This is a genomic window from Halosolutus sp. DAT137 (genome assembly GCF_059736405.1).
Genome location: NZ_JCAQID010000012.1, coordinates 174,731 through 200,056, shown reverse-complemented (window position 1 = coordinate 200,056; position 25,326 = coordinate 174,731). Strand labels below are relative to the sequence as shown.

The window sequence follows — 25,326 nt, the reverse complement described above, 5'->3', positions numbered from 1 at the left end:
CGCTGCGAACGTCCGGGTATGACAATCGACGTACAGTCGATCGCCGATCTCGGTCCCGGCGATCGCGCCGCGTTTTTCGAGCGTGATGCTGGTATCGAGGCGGTCAGAGATGACGTTCGCGGGATCGTCGATCGAGTTCGCGAAGAAGGTGACGTCGCCGTCCGCGAGTTCACCAGCGAGTTCGACGGCGTCGAACTCGGAAACATCGACATCACGGACGTGTGCGAGCGCGCGTACGGCGAGATCGACCCGAACCTGCGGGAGGCGATCGAGTCCGCCGCCGACAACGTCCGGGCGTTTCACGAAGCACAACTCCCGGAAGACTGGCGCGAGGAGTTTTCCGACGGGCGAGAACTGGGGCGACGATTCCGGCCGCTCGATCGCGTCGGCGTCTACGTCCCCGGCGGTTCGGCGGCGTATCCCTCGAGTGCGATCATGGGCATCGTCCCGGCGGTCGTTGCCGGTGTCGACCACGTCTCCGTCGTGACGCCACCCGCGGACGAGCAAAACCCGGTGACGCTCGCGGCGATCCACGCCGCCGGGGCCGACGCGGTCTACAGCGTCGGCGGCGCACAGGCGATCGCCGGCCTCGCCTACGGCACCGAAACGGTCACCCGTGTCCAGAAGATCGTCGGGCCAGGGAACAAATGGGTCACCGCGGCCAAAGCCGAGGTTCGCGGCGACGCCGAGATCGACTTTCTGGCCGGCCCGAGCGAAGTCGTCGTGATCGCAGACGAGACAGCCGAGCCGGCACTCGTCGCCGCGGAGCTAGTCGCCCAGGCCGAACACGATCCGAACGCCTCGGTCGTGGCCGTCACCGACGACGACGCGACCGCAGACGCCGTCGCCGCGGCCGCCGACGAACAGGCGAGCGAACGCGAGCGCGAGGACGTGATTCGGGAGGCACTCGCCAACGACGCCAGCGGCGTCTTGCTCGCCCGATCGATGAGCGAAGGAATTCTCTTCACCGAAGAATACGCTCCGGAACACCTCTCGATCGTTGCCGAGGACGACGAGTCGATCCTCGCGCGAATCGACAGCGCGGGTAGCGTCTTCCTCGGTCCGAACACCCCCGTCGCCGCGGGCGACTACGCCAGCGGCACTAACCACGTCCTGCCAACTAACGGCGGGGCGCGCGTGACGGGCGGACTCTCCGTCGAGACCTTCATGCGATCGACGACGGTCCAGCGCCTCTCCGCGGGGGGTCTCGCGGATATCGGTGAGACGGTCACGGCGCTCGCGGCGGCCGAGGGACTGGAGGCCCACGCCGAGAGCGTCCGACTGCGACTCGACGAGCCCGACGGAGTCGACGAGAGTTCCTGATACGGATTAGTGTCATCGATTGCTGCCGATCGGCGGTACCGATGGACACAAATCCGTATATATTCCCGGCGACACTTCTCAGGGAGTCAAGGCGTTCACACTCGATTTGGATAGCACGGGTTGCAAGTGACGGCCTGGTTTTACGTAGCTGGACGTCGGACTACTACGCTGATGGAACCGTGTACGGTCGATCCGACCGACGCACGCGTCCTCGAACGCAATTACGACTACGCACAACGAAACGTTCGACTGCTTTCGGTCTGGTACGACCGTGAAATCGAGCGGATGGTCGAGTTGCTTGCCGAGAACGACGTCTCGCTGTCGGCAAACGACGAGCGAATGTTCGGGACGTACTATCGATCGGTCCAGCGTCGATCGCGGGTGTAAGCGCGGGTTCGAGAGGGGGTTCGGCCGAGTAAGCGGCGCTCGGCGGCCGAATAGCGGATGCCGTCTGTCGATCGACTCGCTACGAACTGGTCGAGTCACTACAGAGCGGACGCCCGCGGGTCCGCTCCCGAAGCTGCCTCCGCTGTCAGATCCTCATGCGGCGTCACAGTTAACATCGTCGCGCCGGTAGGAGTGAGTATGAGCACGGACAGCATGGACAGCGGGGAAACGGAGACGCGCCCCGAAATCGAAGTGACGGAGGATGCCGCCGAACAGGCTCGATCGCTGCTCGAAAAGGAGGGACTCGACGACGGTGAGGCGGGCCTTCGGCTTTTCGTCCAGCAGGGTGGCTGTGCCGGTCTCTCCTACGGGATGCGCTTTGACGATTCGCCGGACGAAGACGACACGATCTACGAGCACCACCGGTTGCGCGTCTTCGTCGATCCGGCGAGCCTGAAGTACATCGAAGGCAGCATCTTAGACTTCGAGGACGGGTTGCAAGCCGAAGGGTTCCACGTCGAAAACCCGAACGTCGTCAGCGAGTGTGGCTGTGGCGAATCGTTCCGAACGTAAGCACCTCTAAGACCGGGTACGGTTTTCGATTCGAGTACTCGGGTAGTGCTCAGGACCAGGCTAGTGCTCGCAACCGATCGTACCCATACACTGGGTCGTCGATCGTGGAAACTGCCGGTCCTGAAAACCGCAACTGCCGGTCCTGAAAACCGCAACTGCCGGTCCTGAAAACGGCCATCCAGAGCAACCGTCAGTCGGAGGGCCAACAGCAGTGTGAGACGACTGGCCAACTCGCGAGGCGTTCTAGCCCCGGACCGCAGTCACTCCTCGAGTTGGAAGGCGACGGTCACCTCGGCCTGGTATTCTCGTTCGTCGACGCTTGCCACTTCGACCCCTAGCTCGTCGACTTCGATCCAGTGAACGTTTTCGAGGGTCGCTTCGGCCCTGTCGATCGCCTCGTCGGCTGCGGCTTCGAAGCTTTCGGTGCTCGTTCCGATCAGCGTGATCTTCTTAAATACCATTGCCCCTGGCCGTACACCGCGCCGGGTATTCAATGTATGCATAGTGATAGCAACCGTCAGTGGGGAGCTGAGCCCGATCGCGACAGATTCGCGCCGAATTCGATCGAATCGAAACGCCGGACGGAATCGAGAGTCGGGCGGGGAGAACCGGTGAGTACAACCGAGAATCGAGCGCGCGAACTGGCGAGTACCCGACTGCAGCCAACCCGACTGCCAGATCCCATCGGCGATCTGAGAAACTGTACGGGACCAACGGGTCGATCGTCGCCCAGCACTCCGGGATGCTGAGGTTTTTGAGGATGCCGCGCACACCTCTTGCTATGCCAGCCGATGACTCGATCGACGTATCCGAAATCGACGAACTGACGCCGCCAGACCGGACGCTAATGGGGCCGGGACCGAGCGAAGTCAACCCCCGCGTCCTGCGAGCGATGAGTACGCCGCTCGTAGGCCATCTCGATCCGTCGTTCATCGAGATCATGAACGAGGTCCAGGAACTGCTTCGCTACACGTTCCGGACCGACAACCAGTGGACGATTCCGGTTTCGGGAACCGGCTCGGCCGCGATGGAGGCTGCGATCGGTAACGTCGTCGAACCCGGCGACACGATGCTGGTTCCGACGAACGGCTACTTCGGCGGACGGATGGCCTCGATGGCCCGCCGAGCGGGCGGCGAAGTCGTCGAAGTCGACGCGCCGTGGGGTGAGCCCCTCGATCCGGACGATGTCGCGGACGCACTCGCGGAATACGACCCGGACGTGTTCGGGTTCATCTACGCCGAGACGAGTACGGGCGTCCGTCAGCCCGACGTGCCCGCGCTGACCGATGCAGCCCACGACCACGACGCGCTGGTAATCGCCGACGGCGTTACCGCGATCGGCGGGGTCGAACTGCGCGTCGACGAGTGGGACATCGACGTGGCTTATGCCGGCCCGCAGAAGTGTCTCTCCTGCCCGCCCGGTGCCAGCCCGCTTACGCTCTCCGAGACGGCGATGGACAAAGTTCTCTCCCGCGAGGAAGCGCCCCGATCGTGGTATCTCGACCTCTCACTGCTCGAGGGCTACTGGGGCGACGACCGGGCCTACCACCACACCGCGCCGATCACGAACGTCTACGCGCTTCGGGAGGCGCTGCGACTGGTCGCCGAGGAAGGAATCGAAAACCGCTGGGACCGCCACGAGCACCTCGCCGGGGCACTGAAAGCCGGCGTCGAGGCGATGGGTCTCGAGATGAACGCGCCCGACCAGTACTGGCTCCCGAGTCTGAACGCGGTCCGCGTCCCCGAGGGCATCGACGACGGTGAAGTCTGTTCGGAACTGCTCGATCGCTACGACCTGGAGGTCGCAAGCGGGCTTGGCGATCTCGACGGCGAGATCTTCCGCATCGGCTGTATGGGTCACTCCGCGCGACCCGAGAACGTGATCTACGTAGTGACTGCACTCGGAGACGTACTCGAGAAGATGGGCGCTGACGTCGATCCCGGCGCTGGCGTGACGGCGACGAGGCGCGCGCTCAGCGAGTAGCGAAACCGGTGAGCAACAAAAAGAACCGACGGATTTTTGACCGCCGTCTCAGGCCGACACCCGCGGTCCCGGCGGGGCGCGTTCGACCTGATACTCGTCTCCGTCCGCGACGATAATTGCCCACTCGTAGTTCGGATCCACGCTTCGCAACCGTTGTTCCAGTTGGTCTGCATCTTTTGGACGAGCGACGAAGCAGTGGAACTTCCCGGACCCGGACGGAAGCGAACCGTTCTCGAGTACGGTATTCACGTGAACGACTTTCCACTCTCGCTCGGCGCGGAACTCGGGGCCGTCGCCTTCGACGGTGTAGCCCAACTCTGCGAAAATCGACCTGGCCTGCTCGACGAGTCGCATGTTAACAGGACCCATTCGTATAGGTAGACGCGGGCATCCACCATAAATGTTAGTACGTGACACGATTTTGCCCCGTCGGTTACACGTTCGACCGTGCGCTTGGCCCTTCAGAGGACAGAACGGCTACGGTTCCGGCAGGAAGTGGACGAGAGGGAGGAAAACCGACCAGGAACGGTGAGAACGACCTGCCTGATTCACGTGATTGAGACGGATCGGTGTACCGGTTTCCCGGCGACCGCTGGCCCGTTCGAGCGATCGGTCATTCGTGGGCGGCGTCCCACTCCGTCGGCTTACGGAAGTTTCCACATTGATTGCACTTGATTCGGCCCATCGAGTCCATCGCATTGTCGAAACTCTCGCAGTTCGTACAGAACCAGCCGTACCGTCGGTCCGCGTCTCGGGATTCGTAGGCGACCAGAAAGGGGCCTTCTGAACCCCTGTCGCCGTCGGTTTCGGACACGTAGACCGTTCGCTCGTCCTCGGTCGTCCGCATTTGCATGGCCGAGGCTAGCGTCGCAGGCGATAAAGGGATGTCCTTCCGGCAACCGATCGCCGGGGACGACCGACGGGCACCGACTCTCGCATCACGGCCGGTTGCTCTGACGGTATCAGTCCGTAAACGGCGAGGTCTTCCCCTCACTTCCGTAAAGTCCGAAACTGCGAGTGGTAGGCTGTCTCACCCGTGGTATGTGGTAAATCATCACGTCCAAATGGAATAACTGAAACGTTTACCCGCGCGCGAATCGTTCGCTTTCGTAATGACGCTGGTCGTGGTTCCCGTTCGGTACCCCTTGACGAAACACTCACGTCAAACGCTCGAGCAAGCGATCGAGGTGGCTCGCGAGCGGGACGCAGCCCTAACGGTCCTACACGTTGATCTCTATCAAAACGGGAAGAAAGTCCGCAGAACCGATCTCAAAAACGCCGTCGAAGACTGCTTCGGGCGCGTCGAGAACACGCGATACGTCGTTCGTACCGGCTTTCTCGTCGAGGAGAGCATTCTCGACGAAGTTGCCGCTGAAGAAGCGGACGCCGTGGTTATCGGAACGCGACAGGCGAGCCGCCTGCGACGGTTGTTCCGCCGATTCACCGACAATCCCGATATCGATCGGTACCTGCGTGAACACCTCGATTGCGACGTGATTACCGTCGAAACGTCGGTCGCGTAGCGGCCTCGCTCGTACGGATCATTGTATCGTGTTCCCGGTGATCGTCGCCCCGGTCGGGCGATCACCGGGAACGGATTACAACAGACCGTATCACTCTTCGCCGGCCCCTCGCACGACGAACACCGGAATGGACGCGTTGTCGACGACGCGCTCGGAGACGCTGCCGAGCGAGGTCACCTTCTCCCGCGGGCTCTTCCCGCGAGTGCCGATGACGATCAGGTCACTGCCCGACTCCGCAGCGTACTCGAGAATCGTCTTCGCGGGCGTCCCTTTCCGGAGTTCGCCGACGGCGTCGAGTCCATCCTCTGCCGCTCGCTGTTCGACGGCCGCGATCGCATTTTGCCCCTCCGCCTCCAGCGATCGTTCGAGGTCGGTTCGCGACTCTCCGGGAGCCGCCGCCGTGATTCGACCGTCGACGACGTACAGCGCGTGGACCGTCGCGTCGTTGGTGGCGGCGATCGGCAACGCGTGTGTGAGGGTTTCGGTGACCGTGGCGCTGCCATCGGTGGGAACGAGAATGTCGTCGTACATCCGTCGAGAGCTACGGATCGCGCAGTCATCATAGTTGTGGCGATCGATCTCGATTCACAGTTGGGAACCGACAGCGTCCTCGTCCGGAGTCGGCGCAACTGGCGTGACGAGATCGGCGATCGGCCGCAGCGATCGCCGGCCCGTGGTTACTCGTGGTCGCCGGTGCTGTCACCCGCTTGCACCGGCGAGTCGGCGGTGGCCGGTTCGGATCGACCGTGCTGGGTAGCGACCGCCGCCACGCCGCTGGTTTCGTCGAAGATGTGGTGGCGATGGGGGTAGGCGAACTCGACGTCGATATCGGCGTACTGCTCGCGGATCGCCGCCTGCACGTCCGATCGGGCGATCGTCCGTTTGTACGGTTGGTTGACCCAGAACCGAACCTGAACCCCGATCCCGTCGTCGCGGTACTCGAGGACGTCCGAAACCGGCGCCGCGCCGTAGCGCGCGCTGCCGATCCGAATATCGGGACCGCCGGAGATGACCGAGTCGACCGATCGCGTCGCCCGTTCGGCGTGCTTGCGCGCGGCCTCGAGGTCGCTTTCGTAGGTGATCTCGAACTCGACTGCGAGCCGGGTCCGTTCGTCCTCTGCGGAGTAGTTGACGACGTCTCGCTGTTGGATTTCGGAGTTCGGGATGACGATGAACGTATTCTGGAGCGTGAAAATTTTCGTATACCGGATGGTGATGTCCTCGACGAATCCGACGTGGCCCTCGTCGATGATTTCGATCATGTCACCGATCTCGTAGGGACGATCGGCGAGCACGAACAGGCCGTTGACGAAGCTTCCGACCAGTGGCGCGAGGACGATCGCGATCACCGCCGAGATAACGGTCACCGACAGGAGGATTTCGACGCCACCGACACCGAGAATATTCGCTGCAATACCGACAGAGATCAGGAGAACGGAGGCTCTGACGCCGCGTAAGACGGTCCGGGTGACGCTCGGTCGTTCGATTTGGCGGGCGACCGTCCGTCCGGTGACTCGAACGGCGACTTTCGAGAGGTACCACCCGATAACGAGCACGACCGCGGCCAACACCGGAGCTACGACGTACTCGGGAACGTCGATCGGCAGGACGCTGCCGATTTCTTCGACCGCGTTGCTCGTGTTCGACTGACCGACGCCGCGCATAGCAACAACTCAAGCCGGTAGTGAATAAGGGTTCTGACCAGTGGTCCGTCGACACAGCCAAAGCACAGTGCAGGCAGCCGCCAAAGAACAGTGCAGGCCGCACCTAGAGAGCAGGCTACAGCGAGAGCAGGCTACAGCCACAGTGTGGGTCGGTCCGCATCCACGTCGATTTCGTCGCATGCGGCTGCTCACTCTACCCGGTTATCCGGTGTGCGGCGGTCGTCCTGGTATATAACCTGATTTCGAAAGTGTGTATTACTCAAAGTATAATAAATCATTTATCTCCAGAGAGGCTCTGAACTGACATGGCACCAGACGAACTTCGTTCGACGGTCGAGCGGGTCGGCGATCGGTTTAATCTCGGTGAGTACGAGATCGACGCCTATCTCACCGTTCTCGAACAGGGACAGTTGACAGCGAGCGAGATTGCAGATCGCACGGACATTCCTCAGCCGCGGGTCTACGACACCGTTCGCAGCCTGAGCGATCGCGGACTCGTCGAACTGCGCGAATCCCGACCGATGAAGGTCGTTGCCCTCGATCCGGCCGAGGCGTTCGACGACGTACAGACGTCCCTCGAGCAAATGATCGACGAACTCGAGGCTCGCTACACCGCACCGGCACGAGATACGGAAGCGGTCTCGCTCGTCAAATCCCGATCGACGATCCTGCGGTATCTGGAGGAAGTTATCGACGATGCGGAATACGAACTCTCGCTTTCGCTGACGCCGGATCTGCTCACCCGGTTCGAGGACGAACTCAGTGCCGCCGTCGATGCCGGCGTGAGCATCGATCTGATCGTGACGCCGGCAGCCGAGGCACCTGACCCGTCGTCGTTCGAGTACCTCGACGTGGCGACGACGGCCCGCGCGCGTCGGGGGATCACTACCCCGGTCGTCGCCGTTGCCGACGGAAACTATTCGGTGTACGCGACGCAGGACGCGCTTCGCGACGACCAGGATCGGTACGGAGTCATCTTTAACCGCTCCGCGCTCGGCTTTCTGGTCTCCGGCTTTTTCGGCACCGTCCTCTGGACCACGGCCGAGGAATCTCTCGGAGAGGACGGTGGCAACCGAACCTACCCCCGACGGTACGCCTCAATCCGTCGCTGCGTCAAAGACATTATCGACGACGGCGGCGAGTTCTACGCGACGATCGAAGGCCGAGACGTCGAAGTCGGCGGCACGCGAATCGTTCGCGGTCGCGTTCTAGACGTGTCCTTCGAGGTCAGTGAGGAAGTCGCCGCCCTTACGATACAAAGCGAGGAGGGCGAGGAGGTGACGATCGGGGGCCGCGTCGCCGCACTCGAAGATATCGAAGCCCACGAGATCCACATCGGCCGCAACGAACCGCCGACGATCGTGGACTGAGACGGTCTGTTGTCATTCGTCTCCGGTGATCGTCCACTCGGGGCGACGATCGGTCACGCCTCCGTGTCGGGTTACGGACTTCGAATACCGGTCGTGGTCCGTCGGAGACGATCGGACGGTGATATCTCTGTCGGCCCAATACCTGATTAAACAGGCATGGTTTCCCGACTGTTCACATTAATTGCATTCATGCAAGGAAACCTATTAAGCTACCAAGCGGTGTCGACCTATGCCGGATGGGACCAGACAGCACACGAGGTGGCGGTCGTGACGAGGTGTCCCGTCGAACGTTCGTGAAAGCGGTATCGGCGTCGACGGTGGGGACAGTCGCCGTCACCGGTTGCCTCGGCCAGCGGCGTCAGACGGGAACTGTGGTGATGACCGCCGCCTCGGACGTCGCAGGGATCATGCACAGCAGCGGAGACCAACCCTCGATCCAGCAGGCCCTCTGGGACGCTGGACTCGATGAGGATATCCGCATCGAAGTGCAGACCGTCGTCAGCGACTCCGCATCGCGGATGCAGACGACCCAATCGGCGCTCGAAGCGAAGCGTTCGCCGCCCGACATCCACCTGATGGACAGCGGCTGGACCGTTCCATTCGTTCTTCGGAACCAGACGGTGAACCTGACCGAGAACCTCTCGGAAGACGTCCTCGAGCGCGTCAACAACGACTACCTCGAGGCAATCCTCGAGACGGCGCGTCACCCCGAAACCGGGGACCTCCACGCACTGCCGATGTTTCCGGACCTGGGATTCACCCTCTACCGCGAGGACCTGATCGAAGACGCCGGATACGACACCAGCGGCTGGGCGACGGATCCGCCGTCCTGGGAGGAGTTCGCGGCGGCAGTCCACGATGCGCGGGATCAAGCCGGCCTCAACTACGGGTTTACGACGCAGGCGTCTGCCTACGAGGGGCTGTCCTGTTGTACGTTCAACGAGGTGATGACGTCCTGGGGCGGGGCGTACTTCGGAGGGGCCGATAACCTATTTATTGCCGGTGATCGGCCGATCACCGTCGACGAGGACCCGCTTATCGACGCGATCCGGATGATGCGGTCGTTCATCGAAGGCGAGGAAGACAACACGCTCGATGGGTACGCCCAGATCAGCCCGTCGGCGATCGTCCAGTGGACGGAACAGGAGTCCCTGAATCCGTTTACCGGCGGTGAAGCCGTCTCGAACCGCAACTGGTCCTACGCGATCGCAGAGGCGGGAACGGAGGACGCCTTCGGCGAAGACCTCGGCGTGATGACGAGGCCGTACGCAGTTACCGAACAGGAAGCCGAGTACGAAGGAACCGGCGGGACCACTTCGGCACTCGGCGGCTGGAACCTCGCTGTGAGCCCGTTTTCGGAACGTCAGAACGAAGCACTGCAGGTCCTCGAAGCGTTCGCAAGCGAGGAGGTCATGCTTACGATCTTCGAACTCGCAGGGTTCCTCCCGCCAAATCTCGATCTGGTCTCGGAGACCACTCCAGACGAAGTCGGGCCCGTGGCTCGCTACGCCGACGTGGTCCAGTCGGCCAGCGAGAACGCGATCCCGCGGCCAGCCACCGACCTCTGGCCCGAACAGTCGTCGCTGATTTCCCAAGAGGTCAACGGGGCGTACCGCGGCATAAAAGCACCTGAAGTGGCGATGAACGACCTCGCAGAGGAACTCGAACAGAGCGAAGCGGAGGTGCAAATAAATGGCAACTGATACGGATTCGGACGGATTGATCGGCGGCGAATCCGGACGGAGTCAGGACCGGGAACGGACTGGCAACGCCGTCGTCAACTGGATGGAGGGCCTGAGTGAGGCGGCATACGCGTACCTGCTGTTGCTGCCGGCGTTCGCGCTGCTAACGCTGATCGCCTTCTATCCGTTGGTACGGACGTTCGCCATGTCACTGCAGGCGGACCAGACGCGGGGTATCGAACCCCTCGGTGGGTTCGTCGGCATCGAAAATTATGTCGACATCCTCACCGGGAACGCGCGACTGGCCCGGCAGTTTCTGGACGTCTCAGTGTCGTCGTCGTTTCCGTTCGTCGAACTCGGAACCCCGTTCTTCCAGCAGGCACTGTTCGTTACGCTCGCCTTTGCGGTCATCAGCGTCGTCCTCGAGACGATAATCGGGTTCGGCCAGGCCTACGTGCTCGATCAGGACTTCAGGGGCCGGCGCTGGGTCCGCGTCGCGATTATCCTTCCGTGGGCAGTTCCGATCGTCATCCAGGGAATGATTTTCTATCTGATGTTCCAGCCGACGGTCGGATTCGGCTCCGATCTCATGCAGAGTCTGGGCATCTTCAGTGCGACGCCGCTGGCCAACAGCCAGGACGCGTTCGTCATCATTCTCGTGGCGGACATCTGGAAGTCGTCGGCGTTCATGGCCCTGCTGATCCTCGCCGGACTCCAGAGCGTCGATCGGAGTCTGTACGACGTGGCTCGCGTCGCCGGAGCGTCACCGTGGCAACGGTTCAAGATGATCACGCTGCCGCTCATCATGCCAGCGCTGCTCGTCGCGATGCTATTCCGAACGATGGACGCGATGCGCGTCTTCGGGCTGATCGAGTCGACCGCCGGCTGTACGACCGTGCCGTCGTTGAGCTGTCTCGTCGTCGAGGCGATGTTCGGCGGAACGCGCATCTACGCGACGGCCGCTGCCGTGGCCTTTGCGACGGCGCTGGTGATCGGACTGATCATCGGCGTGTACGTACTGCTCTTCCGCGATACCGAAGGAGGGATGTACTGATGACCGATCCAACAGATACCACCGACTCGGCGAACGCCGCCGAATCGAACGACACCGGAGGCATCGACGACGGCGGGAACGACTTGTCACGGGAACCGACGTTCCACCGGCCCGACGGCGGCACGGTCCTCGAAGACGGCCGCGAGGCGGAACTCGACCGCGGCCCGATCCAGCGGTGGGTCGCCAGGTCCATCTCCCACCCGGAGCGAGTCTATCGGGCGATGTTCTACGTCGCGGCGATCTTCTTCCTGTTCACGACGCTGTTCCCGTTCTACTGGTTGCTGATGGTCGCCCTGACGCCGGAAGGACAGCTTCAGGACATCGTCTTCACGCCCAACGGGTTCAATCCGGGCTCGTTCATCGAGGTCTTCCAGGTTATCCCCTTCCACGTATACATGTTCAACAGCTTCGTGATCGCGCTGGCATCGACGATCGTCGTTCTCGTCATCGCCAGCTTCGCCGGCTACGCATTCGGCCGTCTCGAGTTCCCCGGTCGAACGCCGCTCATGTTGCTCGTGTTGATCATCTCTTTCTTCCCGCCAGCAGCCTTCTTTATCCCGCTGAACGACCTCTTTAATACGTCGTTCGCGATCCTCAGACCGATCACCGGCGACGGGACGCTCTACAACACTCCCTTCGCACTGGTGACGCCGCTGTCGGCGATCTTCATGCCGCTGGCAATATTCATCCTCACGACGTTCTACGGGCAGATTCCGGACGGACTCGAGGATGCGGCTCGTGTCGAGGGGACGACCCGGCTGGGTGCACTGTTCCGGGTCATCATCCCGCTTTCAGCCCCCGGTGTCGCGACTGCGGGCGTGTTGACGTTCATCGCGGTCTACAACGAGTTCTTCTTCTCGTTCTTGATGACGGACGGCCAGCCCGAAAACTGGGCACCGATTCTCGACGGTATCCTCGCGTACCAGGGACAGTATCAGGTGTTATACCACCTCATGGCCGCCGCGAGCATCATCGGCGTCATCCCCGTCGCGATTCTCGTCGTGGTCGCACAGGAAAAAATCGTCAGCGGACTGACTGCAGGCGCGCTCAAGGAGTAATACAATGTCACGAGTACGACTCGAAAACGTCACAAAACGGTACGGAGAGGAAACGGCAGTCGACGATATCAGCCTCGAGGTGAAAGACGGCGAATTCGTTACCTTCGTCGGCCCCTCGGGCTGTGGCAAGTCGACGACGATGGAGACGGTCGCGGGCTTGACCAAGCCGACCGAGGGTCGAGTGTACATCGGCGGCGACGACGTCACCGACCTTGCCCCAAAAGACCGTGGAATCGCGATGGTTTTCCAGAACATCGCGTTGTTCCCGCACATGGATGTCTTCGACAACATCTCCTTCGGCCTTCGGCTTCGAAAGTACGACGACGAGGAGGTCCGGCGTCGCGTCGAACAGGCCGCCGATATCGTCCAGCTCGAAGGGATGCTCGATCGGATGCCGGCAGAGATGTCCGGCGGGCAACAACAACGCGTCGGAATCGCCCGTGCGATCGTTCGGAACCCCGACGTCTTCCTGATGGACGAACCGCTGGCGAACCTGGACGCGAAGCTTCGCGTCCACATGCGGACGGAGCTCCAGCGGCTCCACCGGGAGCTAGACGCGACGGTCATCTACGTCACCCACGACCAGGCCGAGGCGATGACGATGTCGAACCGGATCGCCGTCCTGAACGACGGCAAGCTTCAACAGATCGCCCCGCCGCTGGTCTGCTACAACGAACCCACGAACCTGTTCGTCGCAGGCTTCATCGGCTCGCCCTCGATGAACTTCATCGAAGGAACGCTCACCGAGGGGGGCATCGAGACGAACAATTTCACCGTCGACCTCGATCCGTCCCGCCTTTCGGGGACGACCGTTGGCGATGCCGTCACACTCGGCATCAGGCCGGAGGACGTCCACTTGACCCGGTACGCCGACTCGCTTACGGCACCGACGGCACCGATCGACGCCCGGACCGACGTCTTAGAGCCGATGGGCGACGAAGTATTCATCTACCTGTTGCTCTCCGAGGCCAGCGAGGGGTCGATGGAGCAAGACCCTGCCACGTCGCCGAATCAGTTGCTGATGAGCGTCACTCCGGACACGGAAATCGAAGCGGACCAGGATGTCGACGTCGTCCTCGACCGATCGAAAATCCACCTCTTCAATACCGAAACCGGCGAGTCCCTGATTCACGGCCTCACCGATCGATCGGAACAGGAACCCGGGACGACGCCAACGGAGGCCGACAGCTGAGCGGAAGTCGCGTCCGAATCAACCGATGCGAACCGGTACGATCGGGATTGCTGTCAGGGAGGGGCCGGACACGGGCACGCTGGCAAGAGGGCGCTCGCGTTCGACCGTTGTTCGATTCGTTTCGGTGCCGGCCGATCGCCCGATCCACTCTCGGGTAGGTCATCGATCGGTGTGCGACGGGCGCGTCGGCACGCACAGAGTGAGTCTTGGCAACGCACAAAAGACGATGGAGCGCCAACGTTCGAGCAAGCAGGTTCGACAGTCTCGTACTCAAGCCACCACCGCCCACCAAGACCTCTCATGACAACCGATCGATCAGAAATCAGGACCGGAATCGTCGGCCTCGGAAACATCGGCCAGTATCACGCAGAGCGCGTTCTCGATCTCGGCGTATCGCTGGTCGGCGGCATGGACGTTGCCGCCGAAGCACGGAAACAGTTCGCCCGTCGGTACGACGTCGACGTCTACGAAGATCACACCGATCTGTACGACATCGTCGACGCCGTCATCATCACGACGCCGAATATGTATCACGAGGAGTACGCGGTCGACGCCTTCGAGCGAGACTTACACGTCTTGCTCGAGAAGCCACTCGCCCACTCTCTCGAAAGCGCCGAACGAATCGCCGACGCGGCACGGGACTCTGGGGGGTTCTGTATGGTCGGTTTCAACAACCGGTTCGCGAACACGGTTCGGATCGTCAAAAACCGGATCGAACGAGGCGACCTCGGCAAGGTCTCACACATCGAGGCGAACTACGTCCGGCGACGGGGTATTCCCGGTCGCGGCTCCTGGTTCACCAGACGGGAGATCGCCGGCGGGGGTGCGCTCATCGACCTCGGGGTTCACGCGATCGACCTCGCCCTCTATTTGCTGGGTTACCCCGACGCGCTCGAAGTCAACGGGGTGACGAGAGGCGAATTCGGCTCCCGCGAGGAGTACGCCTACCTGGATATGTGGGCCGAAGACGCGGGTCCTGGGGGGTTCGATGTCGACGACTCGGCGAGCGCATTCGTCCGCTGTGCGGAGAATCGAACGATCTCGCTCGAAGTCGCGTGGGCGACCAACCGCCCCTCGAACCACGAGTTTATCGTCCGAGGAACCGAGGCCGCCGCCACGTTCGATCTGCTCGACGGTGACCTCTCCTTTCACTCCGCGAGCAAGATCGGTCCCGACCACTTGGAAGACACGACGATCGAGACCACCCAGAACGACACCCACACGGACGAACAGCGGGCGTTCTTCGAGACGATCGCCACCGGCGGTCGCGGCGACGAGACGACCAACAACAGCATCGAGCGGGCATTGAAGGTCCAGCAGGTCGTCGACGCGATCTACCGATCGAGCGACAGGGAACGGACGGTCTCGTTCGATTACGACTAGCTGTCTACAGATCACTCGCCACGCGCCGTCTCGAAGGCCTCGATCGCCGCCTCCCGACGGTCGGCGTGGTCGACGATCGGTGCCGAATAGTCGGGGGCGATTCGCTCGCGCTCGGCGTCGCTGTGGTCGGTCCAGTCGTGAATCTCGTCGGGCGTGGCGTCAGCGAGTTCCGGCACGTACGTTTTGATGTACTCGGCGTCAGGATCGTAATCCCGACCCTGTTTCATCGGGTTGAAAACCCTGAAATACGGCTGGGCGTCCATCCCGGTCGAGGCGGCCCACTGCCAGCCGCCGACGTCGTTCGCCGTGTCGTGGTCGGCCAGTCGTGTTCGGTACCAGTCGTAGCCGTCCCGCCAGTCGATCAGCAGATCCTTCGTCAGGAACGAGGCGACGATCATCCGAACCCGGTTGTGCACCCAGCCATCCTCCCGAAGCTGGCGCATCCCCGCATCGACGATCGGGTAGCCGGTCTCACCGGCTTTCCAGGCGGCGAGTTCGTCGGGATCGTTGCGCCACGGAATCTCGGCCTCGTAGCCGCTGTAGTTCTCGGCGACGATCTCGGGGTTGTACGCGAGGACGTGCGCGTAAAACTCCCGCCAGGCGAGCTGGCGCTGGAACGATTGGACGCTCGATCGCTCCTCCGACGACTCGGCGCGACTCGCGGCCCGTTCTGTCGCCGCATAGACCGCCCGCGGACCGATCGTTCCGTACTTGAAGTGGACCGACAGCTGGGACGTCCCGCCGGCAGCGGGATAGTCGCGCTCGTCGGCGTACCGGTAGATCGGTCCCGAACAGAACTCGGCGACGCGCTCGCGCGCTCGTTGCTGTGTGACCGTCGGCGGGTTCGCCTTCGGTTCGTCGAAGCCAAGGTCCGCGAGCGACGGCAACGCGGTCCCGGAGACGTCGACCAGCGCCGACTCTTCAGGTGGGTCGATCGGGTCGGCCTTCTCGCGGTCTCGCCACTTCTTCCAGAAGTACGAAAACACCGAGTAGTGATCGCCCTGATTCGGCGTGATCGTTCCCGGTTCGTGGTGAATCGCGTCGTGAACCGTTTCGACATCGACCCCGTCGTCTTCGAGCGCTGCGGTGACGGCTCGATCGCGTTCCCGAGCGAGGCCGCTGTAATCCTCGTTCCAGACGACCCGTGAAGCGTCGTACTCGGCCGCCAGATCGGGGACCACGGCACTGGCGTCGCCACAAGCGACGACGAGATCGCTTCCTCGATCGCGATACCACCCCCGAAGTCCGGTCAGTGCCTCGAGCAAACACGACACGCGGATCGGGGACGCGTGCTCGAGGATCGTTGGATCGAAGACGAAACACGGGACGACCCGGTCGTCTGCGCTGGCCCGGTCGAGTCCGCGATTGTCTCGCCCCCGCAGGTCGCGCCGATGCCAGTAGAGGATCATATCTGAGGAAGACGGAGCGAGCGGGGAAAGCGTCCGGGTACCGGCGATCCGGAACGCGGGTCGATGAGCCGTTGTCGTGCGGTTCCCTGGCCAGACGTTCGACGGGCGCTCACCGATCGGGGTTGCCGTCCAGTTCGAACGTCGCCACGAGAAACCGCCGGACGGAGGCGAGAATGCCGTCGACGGTGTAGTTGCGGCCAATGTAGACGCTGCCGAGCGCGAGTGCGGTTCCGGCCGCGACGTCCGAGAACCAGTGGATCCCGAGGTACATCGTCGACAGCGAGACACAGATCGCGAAGAATCCGGACAGGGGAACCCAGAGGGGGTACTTATCGCGGGTCGTCCACGCGATGAAAAACACCGTCATCGACAGGGAAGTGTGCAGTGAGGGAAAGACGTTGGTGGGTTGATTGACCGTCCCCGTGAGGAAAAATGCCTGTGGAAACGCGTCGTACAGCAGGTTTTCGAACAGCAGCGGGTCGAAATTTCGGGGACCGTAGGCGATAAAGAGGAGATAACAGAGGAGTCCGATCGCGTAGTTCGACGTGTACGCGAGTACCAGCGACGAGAGATCGTCCATCTCCTCTAGCGCGAAGTACGCGAGCAGCGGGAACAGGAGCAAGAACGCGTATCCGTAGATGTAAACAAACACGAAAAACGAGGTGAGCAGCTCGGATTGTAGCGACTGGATCACAGACACTGGATCCGTTCCGAACACCGTCCGCTCGAGATCGAACAGATACGGCGTGATGTTGTTCCCGAGCACGCGCCGTTCGAGTCGTTGCAGGATATCCTGTGTCGTCCACCGGACGAGCAAGACGGCACCGAGAGCCGCGAAGGGAAGCGCACACGCTTCGAGTCGCCATCGATATCCACCCAACGCAGTCACTAACCGACGTGGTCCCACGATGACCAGGGCCGCGGTGGCGAGCATCGTCGCGACGACGATCGTTAGTTCGAGCACAACCACGAGTAGCGACATATGGGATGCTGTATTGACTACACGCTGGCCATCATTAATAACGACCGGTTGCAGGACGAACGAGTAGCCTCCACCCGCGTCGATCGACGACCGACACCATCCGGGTACGCCGCCGGCCGTTATTTTAGCAACGACTCGTCCTCGTATCGGTACCCCTCACTCTCGAAGAGCGACCGAACCTGTGGTACCGAAATTTCGCCGCCCGTGCCGGGGAACACCGGAATTGAAGATTCGCTGGTATGATCCCAGTCGCCGCCGAACACACCGAGTAACGAACTGTGTGTCGAGGCCGGTTCGGCCTGCCCCTGGAAGAACTCCTCGACGGCGTGCTCGCGATCGATCAGTCGGGAGAGAATCCGCCGGAAGTGCGGATTGCTCAGTTCCGGATGGTGGATATTGTATCCGATCATGTAGAAACCGTCCCTGTTACCGGAGACCGTCGCGACGTCCGGTGCATCATCGATCGCCTCGACCAGGTCCATGGGCACGTTACTCGCCGTTACGTCGAACTCTCCGTCGAGCAGTGAATCGACCATCGCACCGGCGTTCGGTGCGATCTGGAAGCGAATCCCGTCGAACTGGGAGAAGTTTTCGATGACCGCCGGTCGATCGGCCGACGACCGGCGGAGCACGTGCTCCTCGAACGGGTCGAGGATAATCTCGGTATCAGTCGTCGAGTCGGCGAACTCGAACAGCCCCGATCCGATCGGTTCTTCGTTGTCCCCGAGGAGCGCCTGGGTCTGCCGGTCAGCGACGACTGACGATCGATCGGACCAGACGTGTTCCGGGAGTATCGGGACCGAAAACACGCGAGAGGCGACCCGCCGGGACGTTTCCCCGAACGCAAACCGGACGGTCTGCGCGTCGACGGCCGTAACGTGGTCGATGAGCGTTTGCCGACCCCGAAAGCGGGGCGCTGGCGCGCCACCGTCGACCTCGCCGAGTGACGTATCCAGCAGGAATTCCCAGGTGAATACGACGTCGTCCGCATCGAGTTCGGTCCCGTCGTGCCAGGTGAGGCCGTCCCGAAGTTCGACCTCCGCGTCCAACAGCCCTGTGTCGTCCCAGGTAATGGTCTCGGCGAGCCACGGCTCGGGTTCGTCGGTATACCAGCGGGCAAGCGGATCGTACAGTAATCCAAGCAAGCCATCGATCCGGTTTCGATCGACTACGAGCGGGTTCAGTCGCCGCGTGAGCGTATCGCCGTAGACCCCGACCGTCAGCGGACGATCGATCGAGTCGAGGTCCGACTGTCGGCTCATGATCTCGACGTAATCGAGTGGCCGCTGTGGGGCTCGGGGAATATCGATCGCGCGGCGTCTGCCGGCGAACCGGAACGGTGCGGCGACGACCGTGTACGGAGACATGTGTTCGAGGTACTCGAACAGCTTTCGAAGGGTTTCAGTGCGGTTCTCGCCGACGACCCGACGCTGCGTCTCGAGGTAGTCGTCGGTCGTGACGTCGGAGAAATTAAACGGGTTCTGCCAGCCCCGCTCGCTGACGAACTGGGAGTGAAGCAGTCCGCGGAGCGCGTCGTACTCGTCGAATCCGGGGTGTTTGAGGACGAACACGTCGTAGTTCCCCTCGAGAAGGACGTCCCGGTGTAACTCCGCCTGAGCGATCGGTTCGTGGGTGACGTCGATTCCGGCCGTCTCGAAGTTTTCTCTGAGCTGGCTCAGAATTTTCGCCGCGATCACGTCGTCGTCCGCCGGTACCGTCTTGATCGTCAGGGAGACCTGTTCCGGGCCGGTATTCTCGGCCTGCGACCAGAGCCAATCCGAACAGCCAGCGAGTGCGCTCGCGCCTGCGACACCCGCCGTTCCGAGGAGCTCTCGTCGCGTCACCGACGGTCCCGGAGTATCCATACCGGGGAAGTAAGCCACCGCGGTGTATAGGACTTACTCTCGAAGCGACATCTCGGCTCCCGCCGCCTTCGACAGACCGAGGGTGCCATCACGACCGATCGGATCGGAACTCGACGCCGGAAACCCGTGATTACTTCGGGCCTCGTGGGACGTCCCGTTGTCGAGAGTCTCTTCGAAAACAGAGAGTAATGAGTTCGTGATTGTTTTTTCTGCGAATATACGTGTGCCATAACAATACCGGTAACCGTCGTCGTCACGGTCGTGGACCCCGATCACCCATCGTCTCGATCGATCGTTGACGCCGCGTTCGGGCTGGCATCGACGATCGATCGGTGCCGACTGGCCCGGGTGGACGGCCACGGAAAACAGCTATGAAACTCGCACTCATCGGTTTCGGTCAGGCAGGCGGAAAAGTCGTCGACGAGTTCCTGGCGTTCGAGCGCACTCTCGATCGCGAGTTCGTCGAGTCCGCGATCGCCGTCAATACCGCGACGACCGACCTGCAGGGTCTCGAACACGTCTCGCAGGAACACCGCGTACTCGTCGGACAAGATCGGGTGAGCGGTCACGGCGTCGGTGCCGACAACGAACTCGGCTCGCAGATCGCCGAAGCGGATATCGACGAAATTCAGCGCGCGATCGATCGTGTTCCGACCCACGAGGTCGACGCCGTTCTCATCGTCGCGGGGATGGGCGGCGGCACTGGGTCCGGAGGCGCGCCCGTCCTCGCCAAACATCTTAAAACGCTCTACTCGCTCCCCGTATACGGCCTCGGCATCCTTCCCGGAACGGACGAAGGCGGGATTTACACCCTCAACGCGGCGCGATCGTTCCGGACGTTCGTCCGCGAAGTGGACTCCCTGTTGGTGTTCGATAACGACGCCTGGCGAAGCGGCGGCGAGTCCGTCGCGGGGGGCTACGATCGAATCAACCGAGAGATTGCCGAGCGGTTCGGCTACCTCTTTGCCGCCGGCGAGGTCGAACCCGGCGACAGAGTCGGGGAGAGCGTCGTCGACGCCTCCGAGGTCATCAACACGCTCTCCGAGGGAGTCTCGACGATCGGCTACGCGAGCGAACCCGTCGCAGCCACCGACGGCGGCCTCCTTTCGTCGTTCACCGACAGCGACGGGATCGACGACGGCGAGTCGGTCAACAGGCTGACGAGCCTCGTCCGAAAGGCGACACTGGGTCGGCTTACGCTCCCCTGTGACGTGGAAAGTGCCGACCGCGCGCTCGTCGTCGCGACCGGGCCGCCCGAATACCTGAATCGGAAAGGGATCGAGCGCAGCCGTCGGTGGCTCGAAGAGGAAACCGGCAGCATGGAGATTCGCGGCGGCGACTTCCCGACGCCCGATCGCAACGAGGTGGGCGCGATCGTCGTCCTCTCGGGCGTCACGGCGGTCCCCCGAATCGATCGGCTTCAGCAGGTCGCGATCGAAGCCCAGGAAACGACCGAGGAGGTAGCGTCGACTGCCCAGACGGAGTTCGAGTCGCTGGTCGACACCGGCGGCGAACTCGACGCGCTCTTTTAGCGACGGGAGGTTGCGTTCCCGCGTGGGCAGTGGCTCCGATCCAGATCGACGACGGATCAGCGACGCCGTCAGTTGTCCGCTTCCGGCGGGCGGAGAATCCGGTCGACCGACGATCGCAGCCCCGGACTGACGCGATACCAGAGCCAAAATCCGACGCCGGCGGTCACGACCGAGGTTGCGACGACGCCGACCGTCGCCATCAGAAAGGACAGCGCACCCTGCCCGGAGACAGCGAAGACGTTCGCCGCGTTGTCGTGAAGAAAAAAGAAGTACGTGACGAACCAGGCGTTTGCTGCCATCGCTGAGACGAGGACCGGCGCACCGTAGGCGTAGTTTTTCGCCCAGAGCAAGCCGAGTGCGACCAGCGGGCCGATCACACCGACGGTCGCCAGAAACGCCGGTTGCCCCTCGGTCAGCGAAACGCCGGCGATCGACTGAGCCGTGGCAAACAGTCCGAGCGCACCGAAGTAGACGATAACCGGAACCGTGACGATGAGTCGTTGATCCACGTGGTATCGTGGTGACCTGTTCGTCTTAACTGTTGTTCCCGATTTCGTACCCGTCGACCCGGCTCGGAGTACGGAGAGAACCGACCCGGCCGTCAGTGCGGGCTACTCGCCGATCGGGAGTGCGGCCGTCTCGATAGCGTTTCGTCGCCCGTCGAGCACCGCGAAACGATCGTCCCGTCGCCGTTCGAGCCAGTAGAGGAGCCGTTCGGCCCACACGAGTTTGGTTCGCTTGATCGGGTCGACCGACCGGTCATCGAAGTCCCAGCCGACGAAGACGAGTCGATCGGCTCCGAGGTGGTCAGCGAGAAACGCGGCTCGGTCGCCGTCGGTGAAGCCGCCGACGTTCACCACCGGGCCGCTGGGTGCGACCTGCGTCGTTGGCAGAACGAACTCGTCTGCACAGTCGGGAACGACATCCCTGACGGCTTCGACGTTGTCTCCGTGGGCGTGTACCGCGACGGGCGTCCCGCGACGGGTGAGCCGTCGCACCGTTTCGGGATTCTTGTCGAGATCGGTGACCAGACAGTCGACCGATACTCCCGCCCTCTCGAGCGCGTCGGCCGCCGTCGACGCGGCGAACACGACGTCCGCCTCGGCGGCCCGGTCGCGAGCGCGATCGGTCTCGATCGACGGTCCGGCACCCGCGACGGCGACGGTGGCTCCGTCGACGGTCCCGAGGCGATCGAAATCGAACGCCCCGGTGAGCGACGCGAGGACGTCGCGTGCGTGTTCGTCTCCCGATCGATCGTAGCCGAAATCGCGACGGATCGCCTCGTAGACCGGCTCCCACTCGTCGAACTCCATAGGCGTGGTTGCCGCTGGAACTATTTGTGTCTGCACACTCCGGTGGCGCCTTCACAAACTGCTTACAGTGTCATCACGGACACCGCACAGCGTCGTCACTGGCAACGTAACACCACAATAATTCCGTGTTGTGGGCCGGGGGTCGCCTCCAAAGTACCCCTACCCGGGAGGCCGCCCGGCGTCCACTTCACAATTTCAAATCCTTCGGTATAAGCTTTCTCTTACCGCATCACGTCCGCAAGCAGTGCGCTAAGCCGCTCGAAACTGCCGTTTTCGGCACGTAATCGCGCTGCAATGTCGGAAAGCCCAGCCGTCGATCCCACGAGCAACAGGGCACCGTCCGGGAGGTCGTAGGCAACCGCCCCGTGTTCGCCGGCTGCCGACGTTAGCCGCCGTCGTTCCTCGGGGTCCAGACCTTCGATCTCGAGCAGTTGTGTCTGCCAGTCCGCCGCGAGCGCCGGGTCGAGATCGTACTCCGCGAGGACTCGTCGGAGATCGCGCGTCGATCGAACGTCGAGCTCCGCGACCGACACGCCGTCCGCCGTCGCTCGCGCTCGGTCGGTAAACGCCGTCCCGATCAGGGCCGCGTCGCGCGTCTCGGCCACGTCGTGGGTTCGGATCACGTGTGCGCCTCGCTCGACGGCCATCGAGGTCGCCGCGAGACTAACGGGGAGTCGCTCCTCGGTCTCTCGGTCCGCGATCGAGCCGAGGAAATTCTTCCGGTTGATCGAGACCAGCATCGGCTGGCCGAGCGCCCGGAACTCCCGGAGGCGGCGGAACGTTTCGCGGTCGTCGTCGAGCGTCTGGGCCTCGCTCCAGCCGCCGAAGGCCGGGTCGACAATCGTCTTGTCGGTCAGCCCGTTCTGTTTCAACGCTTCGTAAACTTGATCGACGTAATCGGCTTGTTCGGCCCACTCAGGCGACTTTCTCACTGCCCAATCGGTTTCCCGAACCGCGCCCGGCCGATCGAGATCCGGCGGGCTGGCCATCTTCGCAACGGCGACGTCGTGCTCCGCACAGACTCGCGGAAGCTCCGGGTCGGCAAAGCCACAGATGTCGTTGACCATGTCGAACCCGTTGGAGAGCGCTTCCTCGGCAACGTCGGCGTAGCGGGTTTCGATCGAGAAAATCGCGTCGCCGGAGACTGATTCGATCGTTTCGATCGCCACGTGGAGCCGTTCGAGTTCCTCCTCAGCTGAGAGCACGTCGAAGCGTTTGTTCGCGGATTCGAGCCCGATGTCGACGATTTCCGCACCTTCACCGATGAGTTCGTCGTCGACGTACCGGGCGGCCTCCCCGGGGTCGTCGAACACGCTCGGGTCGTAGGGCGACTCTTCGCTGACGTTCAACACGCCCATAATCCGGGGCGGGTACTCGTCACCGATCCCGAGCCCGGCCGCGTCGACGCTGTTCATACCGTCGCTCAGGAGAGGAGACAAAAAGGCACCGCGGTTCCGGCGAACGAGTCCTCTGCAGTCGGACCGGGTTCGCATAACGCGTATTCAATGGTCCGCTTCGGCAAAACGTGCACTCGGTACTTCGGCAAAACGCATACTCGATGAGACGTACGGTCCCCAGAAGGTGGTTCAGTCGCCCTCTTCGAGAACCGCGAGTCGGGAATCCCGAAGGAGAACCTTCTTGACGATCGACGGGTTTTCGAGGAGACGATGCTTCGCGTGCGCGCCGCGCCCGCGCCCGCGACCCTCGCGTTCGGACTGGATCACGTTGAGAAAGTTCTGTTCCTGCAGAATCTCCTGGACGCGGCGCTCCGAGAGCACGTCGAAATCGAGTCGCCGGGCGATCTCTTTGTACTGATTGTAGATAATCTTCGTCGGAAATTCCTTTTCGCTGCTGTTCTGGGTGAGTATCGTCAGCGAGTAGAGGATCGCTTTCGCCTGCTGGGGCGATCCCTCGATTAGTTCGTTGAACCGATCGGCTTCGGTCTTCTCTTTGGCGTCGCGAACGTGGTCGGCCGTGACCCGCGTCTCGGTTCGTTTCTTCGCGATCCGGCCGGCGTTACGGAGAATATCGATCGCCTTGCGCGCGTCGCCGTGTTCCTGGGCTGCGAGTGCGGCGGTAAGCGGAATCACGTCGTCGGAGAGCACGCCGTCGTGGAACGCGTCGCGACGTTTTTCGAGGATTTCGACCAGCTGGTTCGCGTCGTACGGCGAGAACACGAGTTCGTCCCGCGAAAGGCTCGATTTGACCCGTTCGGAGAGGTGATCCGGGAAGTCGATCTTGTTCGAGATGCCGATGATACCGATACTCGACTCCGAGATGCGACGGTTCTCGCCCGCCCGGGAGAGTTTTCGGAGGACTTCGTCGTCCTCGAGCATATCGATCTCGTCCAAAATGACGATCGTCACGTCCGTACAGCCGTCGACGGCCTCCCAGAGGCGCTTGTAGTAGTCGCCGGTCCCGAGGCCGCGATCCGGGACGGTGATCCCGCTTCGATCCGGTTCGTTGACGATCTGAGCGATCGTTTTGACGATCGAGGCTTCCGTGTTCTGTTCACCGCAGTCGATAAAGGCGTACTTCACCGTGATATCGTCGTGTTGGGCTTCCGTGATCACCCGCTGGGTTACCGACCGAGAGATCAGCGACTTGCCGGTTCCGGTTTTGCCGAAGATGAACAGATGGTTGGGCTCGCTCCCGAAGATCGCTGGATTCAGGGCGTCCGCGACGCGTTGCATCTGCTCGTCGCGACCGACGATTCGGTCCGGGCCGGGGAGGTGTGTGATCTCGAGCAACCGCTCGTCGGCAAAGACCGGATCGTCGTACCGGAAGAGGGGATCACGATCGTCGTTCGCAGACATTGCAGTACGCAGAGCCTTCCAACTGGATTAAAATAAATGTATGGAGATCGATCGCGTGTGTAAATTCCGACACAGCGCACCTCAAGTAGCCGTTTGGATGGGTCTATACCTGAACCCGGCGTATCGCCGCCCTCGCGTTTCTAAGCGTTCGGAGTCGATCAGTCCTCACCGGAAGTTGGTCTGAAATCATCGTCGGAAACCACCACCACTGGAAGT

24 protein-coding genes are annotated in these 25,326 nt (G+C 62.3%); 12 read left to right on the top strand and 12 right to left on the bottom strand.

Annotated elements, in window-relative coordinates:
* Positions 1–18 precede the first annotated feature (18 nt).
* The 3 genes from hisD (at position 19) to AC6I6L_RS19300 (ending at position 2,283) form a co-directional block, all read left to right on the top strand.
* On the top strand, positions 19–1,323 hold the full coding sequence (gene hisD / locus AC6I6L_RS19310; RefSeq protein WP_497919402.1) for a histidinol dehydrogenase: 1,305 nt from the start codon (positions 19–21) through the stop codon (positions 1,321–1,323).
* A gap of 171 nt (positions 1,324–1,494) precedes the next feature.
* Positions 1,495–1,710 (top strand): hypothetical protein, encoded by a 216-nt coding sequence (locus AC6I6L_RS19305; protein WP_497919401.1) that lies wholly within the window; start codon positions 1,495–1,497, stop codon positions 1,708–1,710.
* 198 nt (positions 1,711–1,908) lie between these two features.
* The gene (locus AC6I6L_RS19300) at positions 1,909–2,283 is read left to right on the top strand and encodes a HesB/IscA family protein (RefSeq protein WP_497919400.1); all 375 of its coding nucleotides are present in this window, start codon (positions 1,909–1,911) and stop codon (positions 2,281–2,283) included.
* Positions 2,284–2,543: 260 nt separating this feature from the next.
* Here the strand turns inward: AC6I6L_RS19300 and AC6I6L_RS19295 are convergent, their stop codons facing one another.
* The gene (locus AC6I6L_RS19295; RefSeq protein ID WP_497919399.1) at positions 2,544–2,744 is read right to left on the bottom strand and encodes a dodecin; all 201 of its coding nucleotides are present in this window, start codon (positions 2,742–2,744) and stop codon (positions 2,544–2,546) included.
* A gap of 320 nt (positions 2,745–3,064) precedes the next feature.
* Between AC6I6L_RS19295 and AC6I6L_RS19290 the strand changes: the two genes are divergently transcribed.
* Positions 3,065–4,267: a pyridoxal-phosphate-dependent aminotransferase family protein gene (locus tag AC6I6L_RS19290; RefSeq protein WP_497919398.1), complete on the top strand. Its 1,203-nt coding sequence runs from the start codon at positions 3,065–3,067 to the stop codon at positions 4,265–4,267.
* 48 nt (positions 4,268–4,315) lie between these two features.
* Here AC6I6L_RS19290 and AC6I6L_RS19285 read toward each other — a convergent pair whose 3' ends face one another.
* Entirely contained in the window at positions 4,316–4,621 is a 306-nt protein-coding gene (locus tag AC6I6L_RS19285) for a DUF7116 family protein (RefSeq protein ID WP_497919414.1), read from the bottom strand.
* 259 nt (positions 4,622–4,880) lie between these two features.
* A complete protein-coding gene (locus tag AC6I6L_RS19280) occupies positions 4,881–5,120 on the bottom strand; it encodes a DUF5816 domain-containing protein (RefSeq protein WP_497919397.1) in 240 nt (79 codons plus the stop codon).
* Positions 5,121–5,379: 259 nt separating this feature from the next.
* Here AC6I6L_RS19280 and AC6I6L_RS19275 point away from each other — a divergent pair, with 259 nt between their 5' ends.
* Positions 5,380–5,790, top strand: a complete 411-nt coding sequence (locus AC6I6L_RS19275) for a universal stress protein (RefSeq protein ID WP_497919396.1) — start codon at positions 5,380–5,382, stop codon at positions 5,788–5,790.
* A 90-nt stretch (positions 5,791–5,880) separates the two neighbouring features.
* On the opposite strand, the gene AC6I6L_RS19270 is transcribed toward AC6I6L_RS19275, so the two are convergent.
* Both AC6I6L_RS19270 and AC6I6L_RS19265 read right to left on the bottom strand, forming a co-directional pair.
* Complete coding sequence (locus AC6I6L_RS19270) at positions 5,881–6,321, bottom strand: universal stress protein (RefSeq protein WP_497919395.1); 441 nt, start codon at positions 6,319–6,321, stop codon at positions 5,881–5,883.
* Between the two features lie 146 nt (positions 6,322–6,467).
* Entirely contained in the window at positions 6,468–7,454 is a 987-nt protein-coding gene (locus tag AC6I6L_RS19265) for a mechanosensitive ion channel family protein (RefSeq protein ID WP_497919394.1), read from the bottom strand.
* A 305-nt stretch (positions 7,455–7,759) separates the two neighbouring features.
* Between AC6I6L_RS19265 and trmB the strand changes: the two genes are divergently transcribed.
* From trmB to AC6I6L_RS19235, 6 genes are all read left to right on the top strand, one after another.
* Positions 7,760–8,824: an HTH-type sugar sensing transcriptional regulator TrmB gene (trmB, locus tag AC6I6L_RS19260; protein ID WP_497919393.1), complete on the top strand. Its 1,065-nt coding sequence runs from the start codon at positions 7,760–7,762 to the stop codon at positions 8,822–8,824.
* Positions 8,825–9,060: 236 nt separating this feature from the next.
* Entirely contained in the window at positions 9,061–10,527 is a 1,467-nt protein-coding gene (locus AC6I6L_RS19255; protein WP_497919392.1) for an extracellular solute-binding protein, read from the top strand.
* Positions 10,517–11,560: a carbohydrate ABC transporter permease gene (locus AC6I6L_RS19250; RefSeq protein ID WP_497919391.1), complete on the top strand. Its 1,044-nt coding sequence runs from the start codon at positions 10,517–10,519 to the stop codon at positions 11,558–11,560. The genes AC6I6L_RS19255 and AC6I6L_RS19250 overlap by 11 nt, the downstream gene beginning before the upstream one ends.
* Complete coding sequence (locus AC6I6L_RS19245; RefSeq protein ID WP_497919390.1) at positions 11,560–12,618, top strand: carbohydrate ABC transporter permease; 1,059 nt, start codon at positions 11,560–11,562, stop codon at positions 12,616–12,618. Before AC6I6L_RS19250 ends, AC6I6L_RS19245 begins: the two co-directional genes overlap by 1 nt.
* A 4-nt stretch (positions 12,619–12,622) precedes the next feature.
* The gene (locus AC6I6L_RS19240) at positions 12,623–13,810 is read left to right on the top strand and encodes an ABC transporter ATP-binding protein (RefSeq protein WP_497919389.1); all 1,188 of its coding nucleotides are present in this window, start codon (positions 12,623–12,625) and stop codon (positions 13,808–13,810) included.
* A gap of 300 nt (positions 13,811–14,110) precedes the next feature.
* Positions 14,111–15,193 carry a Gfo/Idh/MocA family protein gene (locus AC6I6L_RS19235; RefSeq protein WP_497919388.1) on the top strand — a complete coding sequence of 361 codons (1,083 nt, stop codon included), beginning with the start codon at positions 14,111–14,113 and terminating at the stop codon, positions 15,191–15,193.
* An 11-nt stretch (positions 15,194–15,204) separates the two neighbouring features.
* Here the strand turns inward: AC6I6L_RS19235 and AC6I6L_RS19230 are convergent, their stop codons facing one another.
* The 3 genes from AC6I6L_RS19230 to AC6I6L_RS19220 form a co-directional block, all read right to left on the bottom strand.
* Positions 15,205–16,602 (bottom strand): cryptochrome/photolyase family protein, encoded by a 1,398-nt coding sequence (locus AC6I6L_RS19230; protein WP_497919387.1) that lies wholly within the window; start codon positions 16,600–16,602, stop codon positions 15,205–15,207.
* A gap of 109 nt (positions 16,603–16,711) precedes the next feature.
* Positions 16,712–17,584: a phosphatase PAP2 family protein gene (locus AC6I6L_RS19225; RefSeq protein ID WP_497919386.1), complete on the bottom strand. Its 873-nt coding sequence runs from the start codon at positions 17,582–17,584 to the stop codon at positions 16,712–16,714.
* A 119-nt stretch (positions 17,585–17,703) separates the two neighbouring features.
* Complete coding sequence (locus AC6I6L_RS19220; protein WP_497919385.1) at positions 17,704–19,449, bottom strand: ABC transporter substrate-binding protein; 1,746 nt, start codon at positions 19,447–19,449, stop codon at positions 17,704–17,706.
* Between the two features lie 371 nt (positions 19,450–19,820).
* On the opposite strand from AC6I6L_RS19220, the gene AC6I6L_RS19215 reads away from it, so the two are divergent.
* On the top strand, positions 19,821–20,981 hold the full coding sequence (locus AC6I6L_RS19215; protein WP_497919384.1) for a tubulin/FtsZ family protein: 1,161 nt from the start codon (positions 19,821–19,823) through the stop codon (positions 20,979–20,981).
* Between the two features lie 68 nt (positions 20,982–21,049).
* On the opposite strand, the gene AC6I6L_RS19210 is transcribed toward AC6I6L_RS19215, so the two are convergent.
* The 4 genes from AC6I6L_RS19210 to AC6I6L_RS19195 all read right to left on the bottom strand — a co-directional run bounded on the left by AC6I6L_RS19210 (position 21,050) and on the right by AC6I6L_RS19195 (position 25,110).
* Positions 21,050–21,490, bottom strand: coding sequence for a hypothetical protein (locus AC6I6L_RS19210; protein ID WP_497919383.1), 441 nt, complete (start codon positions 21,488–21,490; stop codon positions 21,050–21,052).
* 102 nt (positions 21,491–21,592) lie between these two features.
* The gene (locus AC6I6L_RS19205; protein WP_497919382.1) at positions 21,593–22,294 is read right to left on the bottom strand and encodes a 6-hydroxymethylpterin diphosphokinase MptE-like protein; all 702 of its coding nucleotides are present in this window, start codon (positions 22,292–22,294) and stop codon (positions 21,593–21,595) included.
* Between the two features lie 221 nt (positions 22,295–22,515).
* Entirely contained in the window at positions 22,516–23,709 is a 1,194-nt protein-coding gene (gene folP, locus AC6I6L_RS19200) for a dihydropteroate synthase (RefSeq protein WP_497919381.1), read from the bottom strand.
* 171 nt (positions 23,710–23,880) lie between these two features.
* Positions 23,881–25,110 (bottom strand): Cdc6/Cdc18 family protein, encoded by a 1,230-nt coding sequence (locus tag AC6I6L_RS19195; RefSeq protein ID WP_497919380.1) that lies wholly within the window; start codon positions 25,108–25,110, stop codon positions 23,881–23,883.
* Positions 25,111–25,326: the final 216 nt, after the last annotated feature.

Bases quoted from the DNA above. Each gene is read 5' to 3' on its own strand.
- AC6I6L_RS19195 (WP_497919380.1), bottom strand. From the start codon at position 25,110: ATGTCTGCGAACGACGATCGTGATCCCCTCTTCCGGTACGACGATCCG.
- AC6I6L_RS19255 (WP_497919392.1), top strand. From the start codon at position 9,061: ATGGGACCAGACAGCACACGAGGTGGCGGTCGTGACGAGGTGTCCCGT.
- hisD (WP_497919402.1), top strand. From the start codon at position 19: ATGACAATCGACGTACAGTCGATCGCCGATCTCGGTCCCGGCGATCGC.
- AC6I6L_RS19265 (WP_497919394.1), bottom strand. From the start codon at position 7,454: ATGCGCGGCGTCGGTCAGTCGAACACGAGCAACGCGGTCGAAGAAATC.
- AC6I6L_RS19275 (WP_497919396.1), top strand. From the start codon at position 5,380: ATGACGCTGGTCGTGGTTCCCGTTCGGTACCCCTTGACGAAACACTCA.
- AC6I6L_RS19220 (WP_497919385.1), bottom strand. From the start codon at position 19,449: ATGGATACTCCGGGACCGTCGGTGACGCGACGAGAGCTCCTCGGAACG.
- AC6I6L_RS19215 (WP_497919384.1), top strand. From the start codon at position 19,821: ATGAAACTCGCACTCATCGGTTTCGGTCAGGCAGGCGGAAAAGTCGTC.
- AC6I6L_RS19270 (WP_497919395.1), bottom strand. From the start codon at position 6,321: ATGTACGACGACATTCTCGTTCCCACCGATGGCAGCGCCACGGTCACC.
- trmB (WP_497919393.1), top strand. From the start codon at position 7,760: ATGGCACCAGACGAACTTCGTTCGACGGTCGAGCGGGTCGGCGATCGG.
- AC6I6L_RS19295 (WP_497919399.1), bottom strand. From the start codon at position 2,744: ATGGTATTTAAGAAGATCACGCTGATCGGAACGAGCACCGAAAGCTTC.
- AC6I6L_RS19235 (WP_497919388.1), top strand. From the start codon at position 14,111: ATGACAACCGATCGATCAGAAATCAGGACCGGAATCGTCGGCCTCGGA.
- AC6I6L_RS19250 (WP_497919391.1), top strand. From the start codon at position 10,517: ATGGCAACTGATACGGATTCGGACGGATTGATCGGCGGCGAATCCGGA.
- AC6I6L_RS19300 (WP_497919400.1), top strand. From the start codon at position 1,909: ATGAGCACGGACAGCATGGACAGCGGGGAAACGGAGACGCGCCCCGAA.
- AC6I6L_RS19280 (WP_497919397.1), bottom strand. From the start codon at position 5,120: ATGCAAATGCGGACGACCGAGGACGAGCGAACGGTCTACGTGTCCGAA.
- folP (WP_497919381.1), bottom strand. From the start codon at position 23,709: ATGAACAGCGTCGACGCGGCCGGGCTCGGGATCGGTGACGAGTACCCG.
- AC6I6L_RS19230 (WP_497919387.1), bottom strand. From the start codon at position 16,602: ATGATCCTCTACTGGCATCGGCGCGACCTGCGGGGGCGAGACAATCGC.
- AC6I6L_RS19225 (WP_497919386.1), bottom strand. From the start codon at position 17,584: ATGTCGCTACTCGTGGTTGTGCTCGAACTAACGATCGTCGTCGCGACG.
- AC6I6L_RS19290 (WP_497919398.1), top strand. From the start codon at position 3,065: ATGCCAGCCGATGACTCGATCGACGTATCCGAAATCGACGAACTGACG.
- AC6I6L_RS19245 (WP_497919390.1), top strand. From the start codon at position 11,560: ATGACCGATCCAACAGATACCACCGACTCGGCGAACGCCGCCGAATCG.
- AC6I6L_RS19240 (WP_497919389.1), top strand. From the start codon at position 12,623: ATGTCACGAGTACGACTCGAAAACGTCACAAAACGGTACGGAGAGGAA.
- AC6I6L_RS19305 (WP_497919401.1), top strand. From the start codon at position 1,495: ATGGAACCGTGTACGGTCGATCCGACCGACGCACGCGTCCTCGAACGC.
- AC6I6L_RS19285 (WP_497919414.1), bottom strand. From the start codon at position 4,621: ATGCGACTCGTCGAGCAGGCCAGGTCGATTTTCGCAGAGTTGGGCTAC.
- AC6I6L_RS19205 (WP_497919382.1), bottom strand. From the start codon at position 22,294: ATGGAGTTCGACGAGTGGGAGCCGGTCTACGAGGCGATCCGTCGCGAT.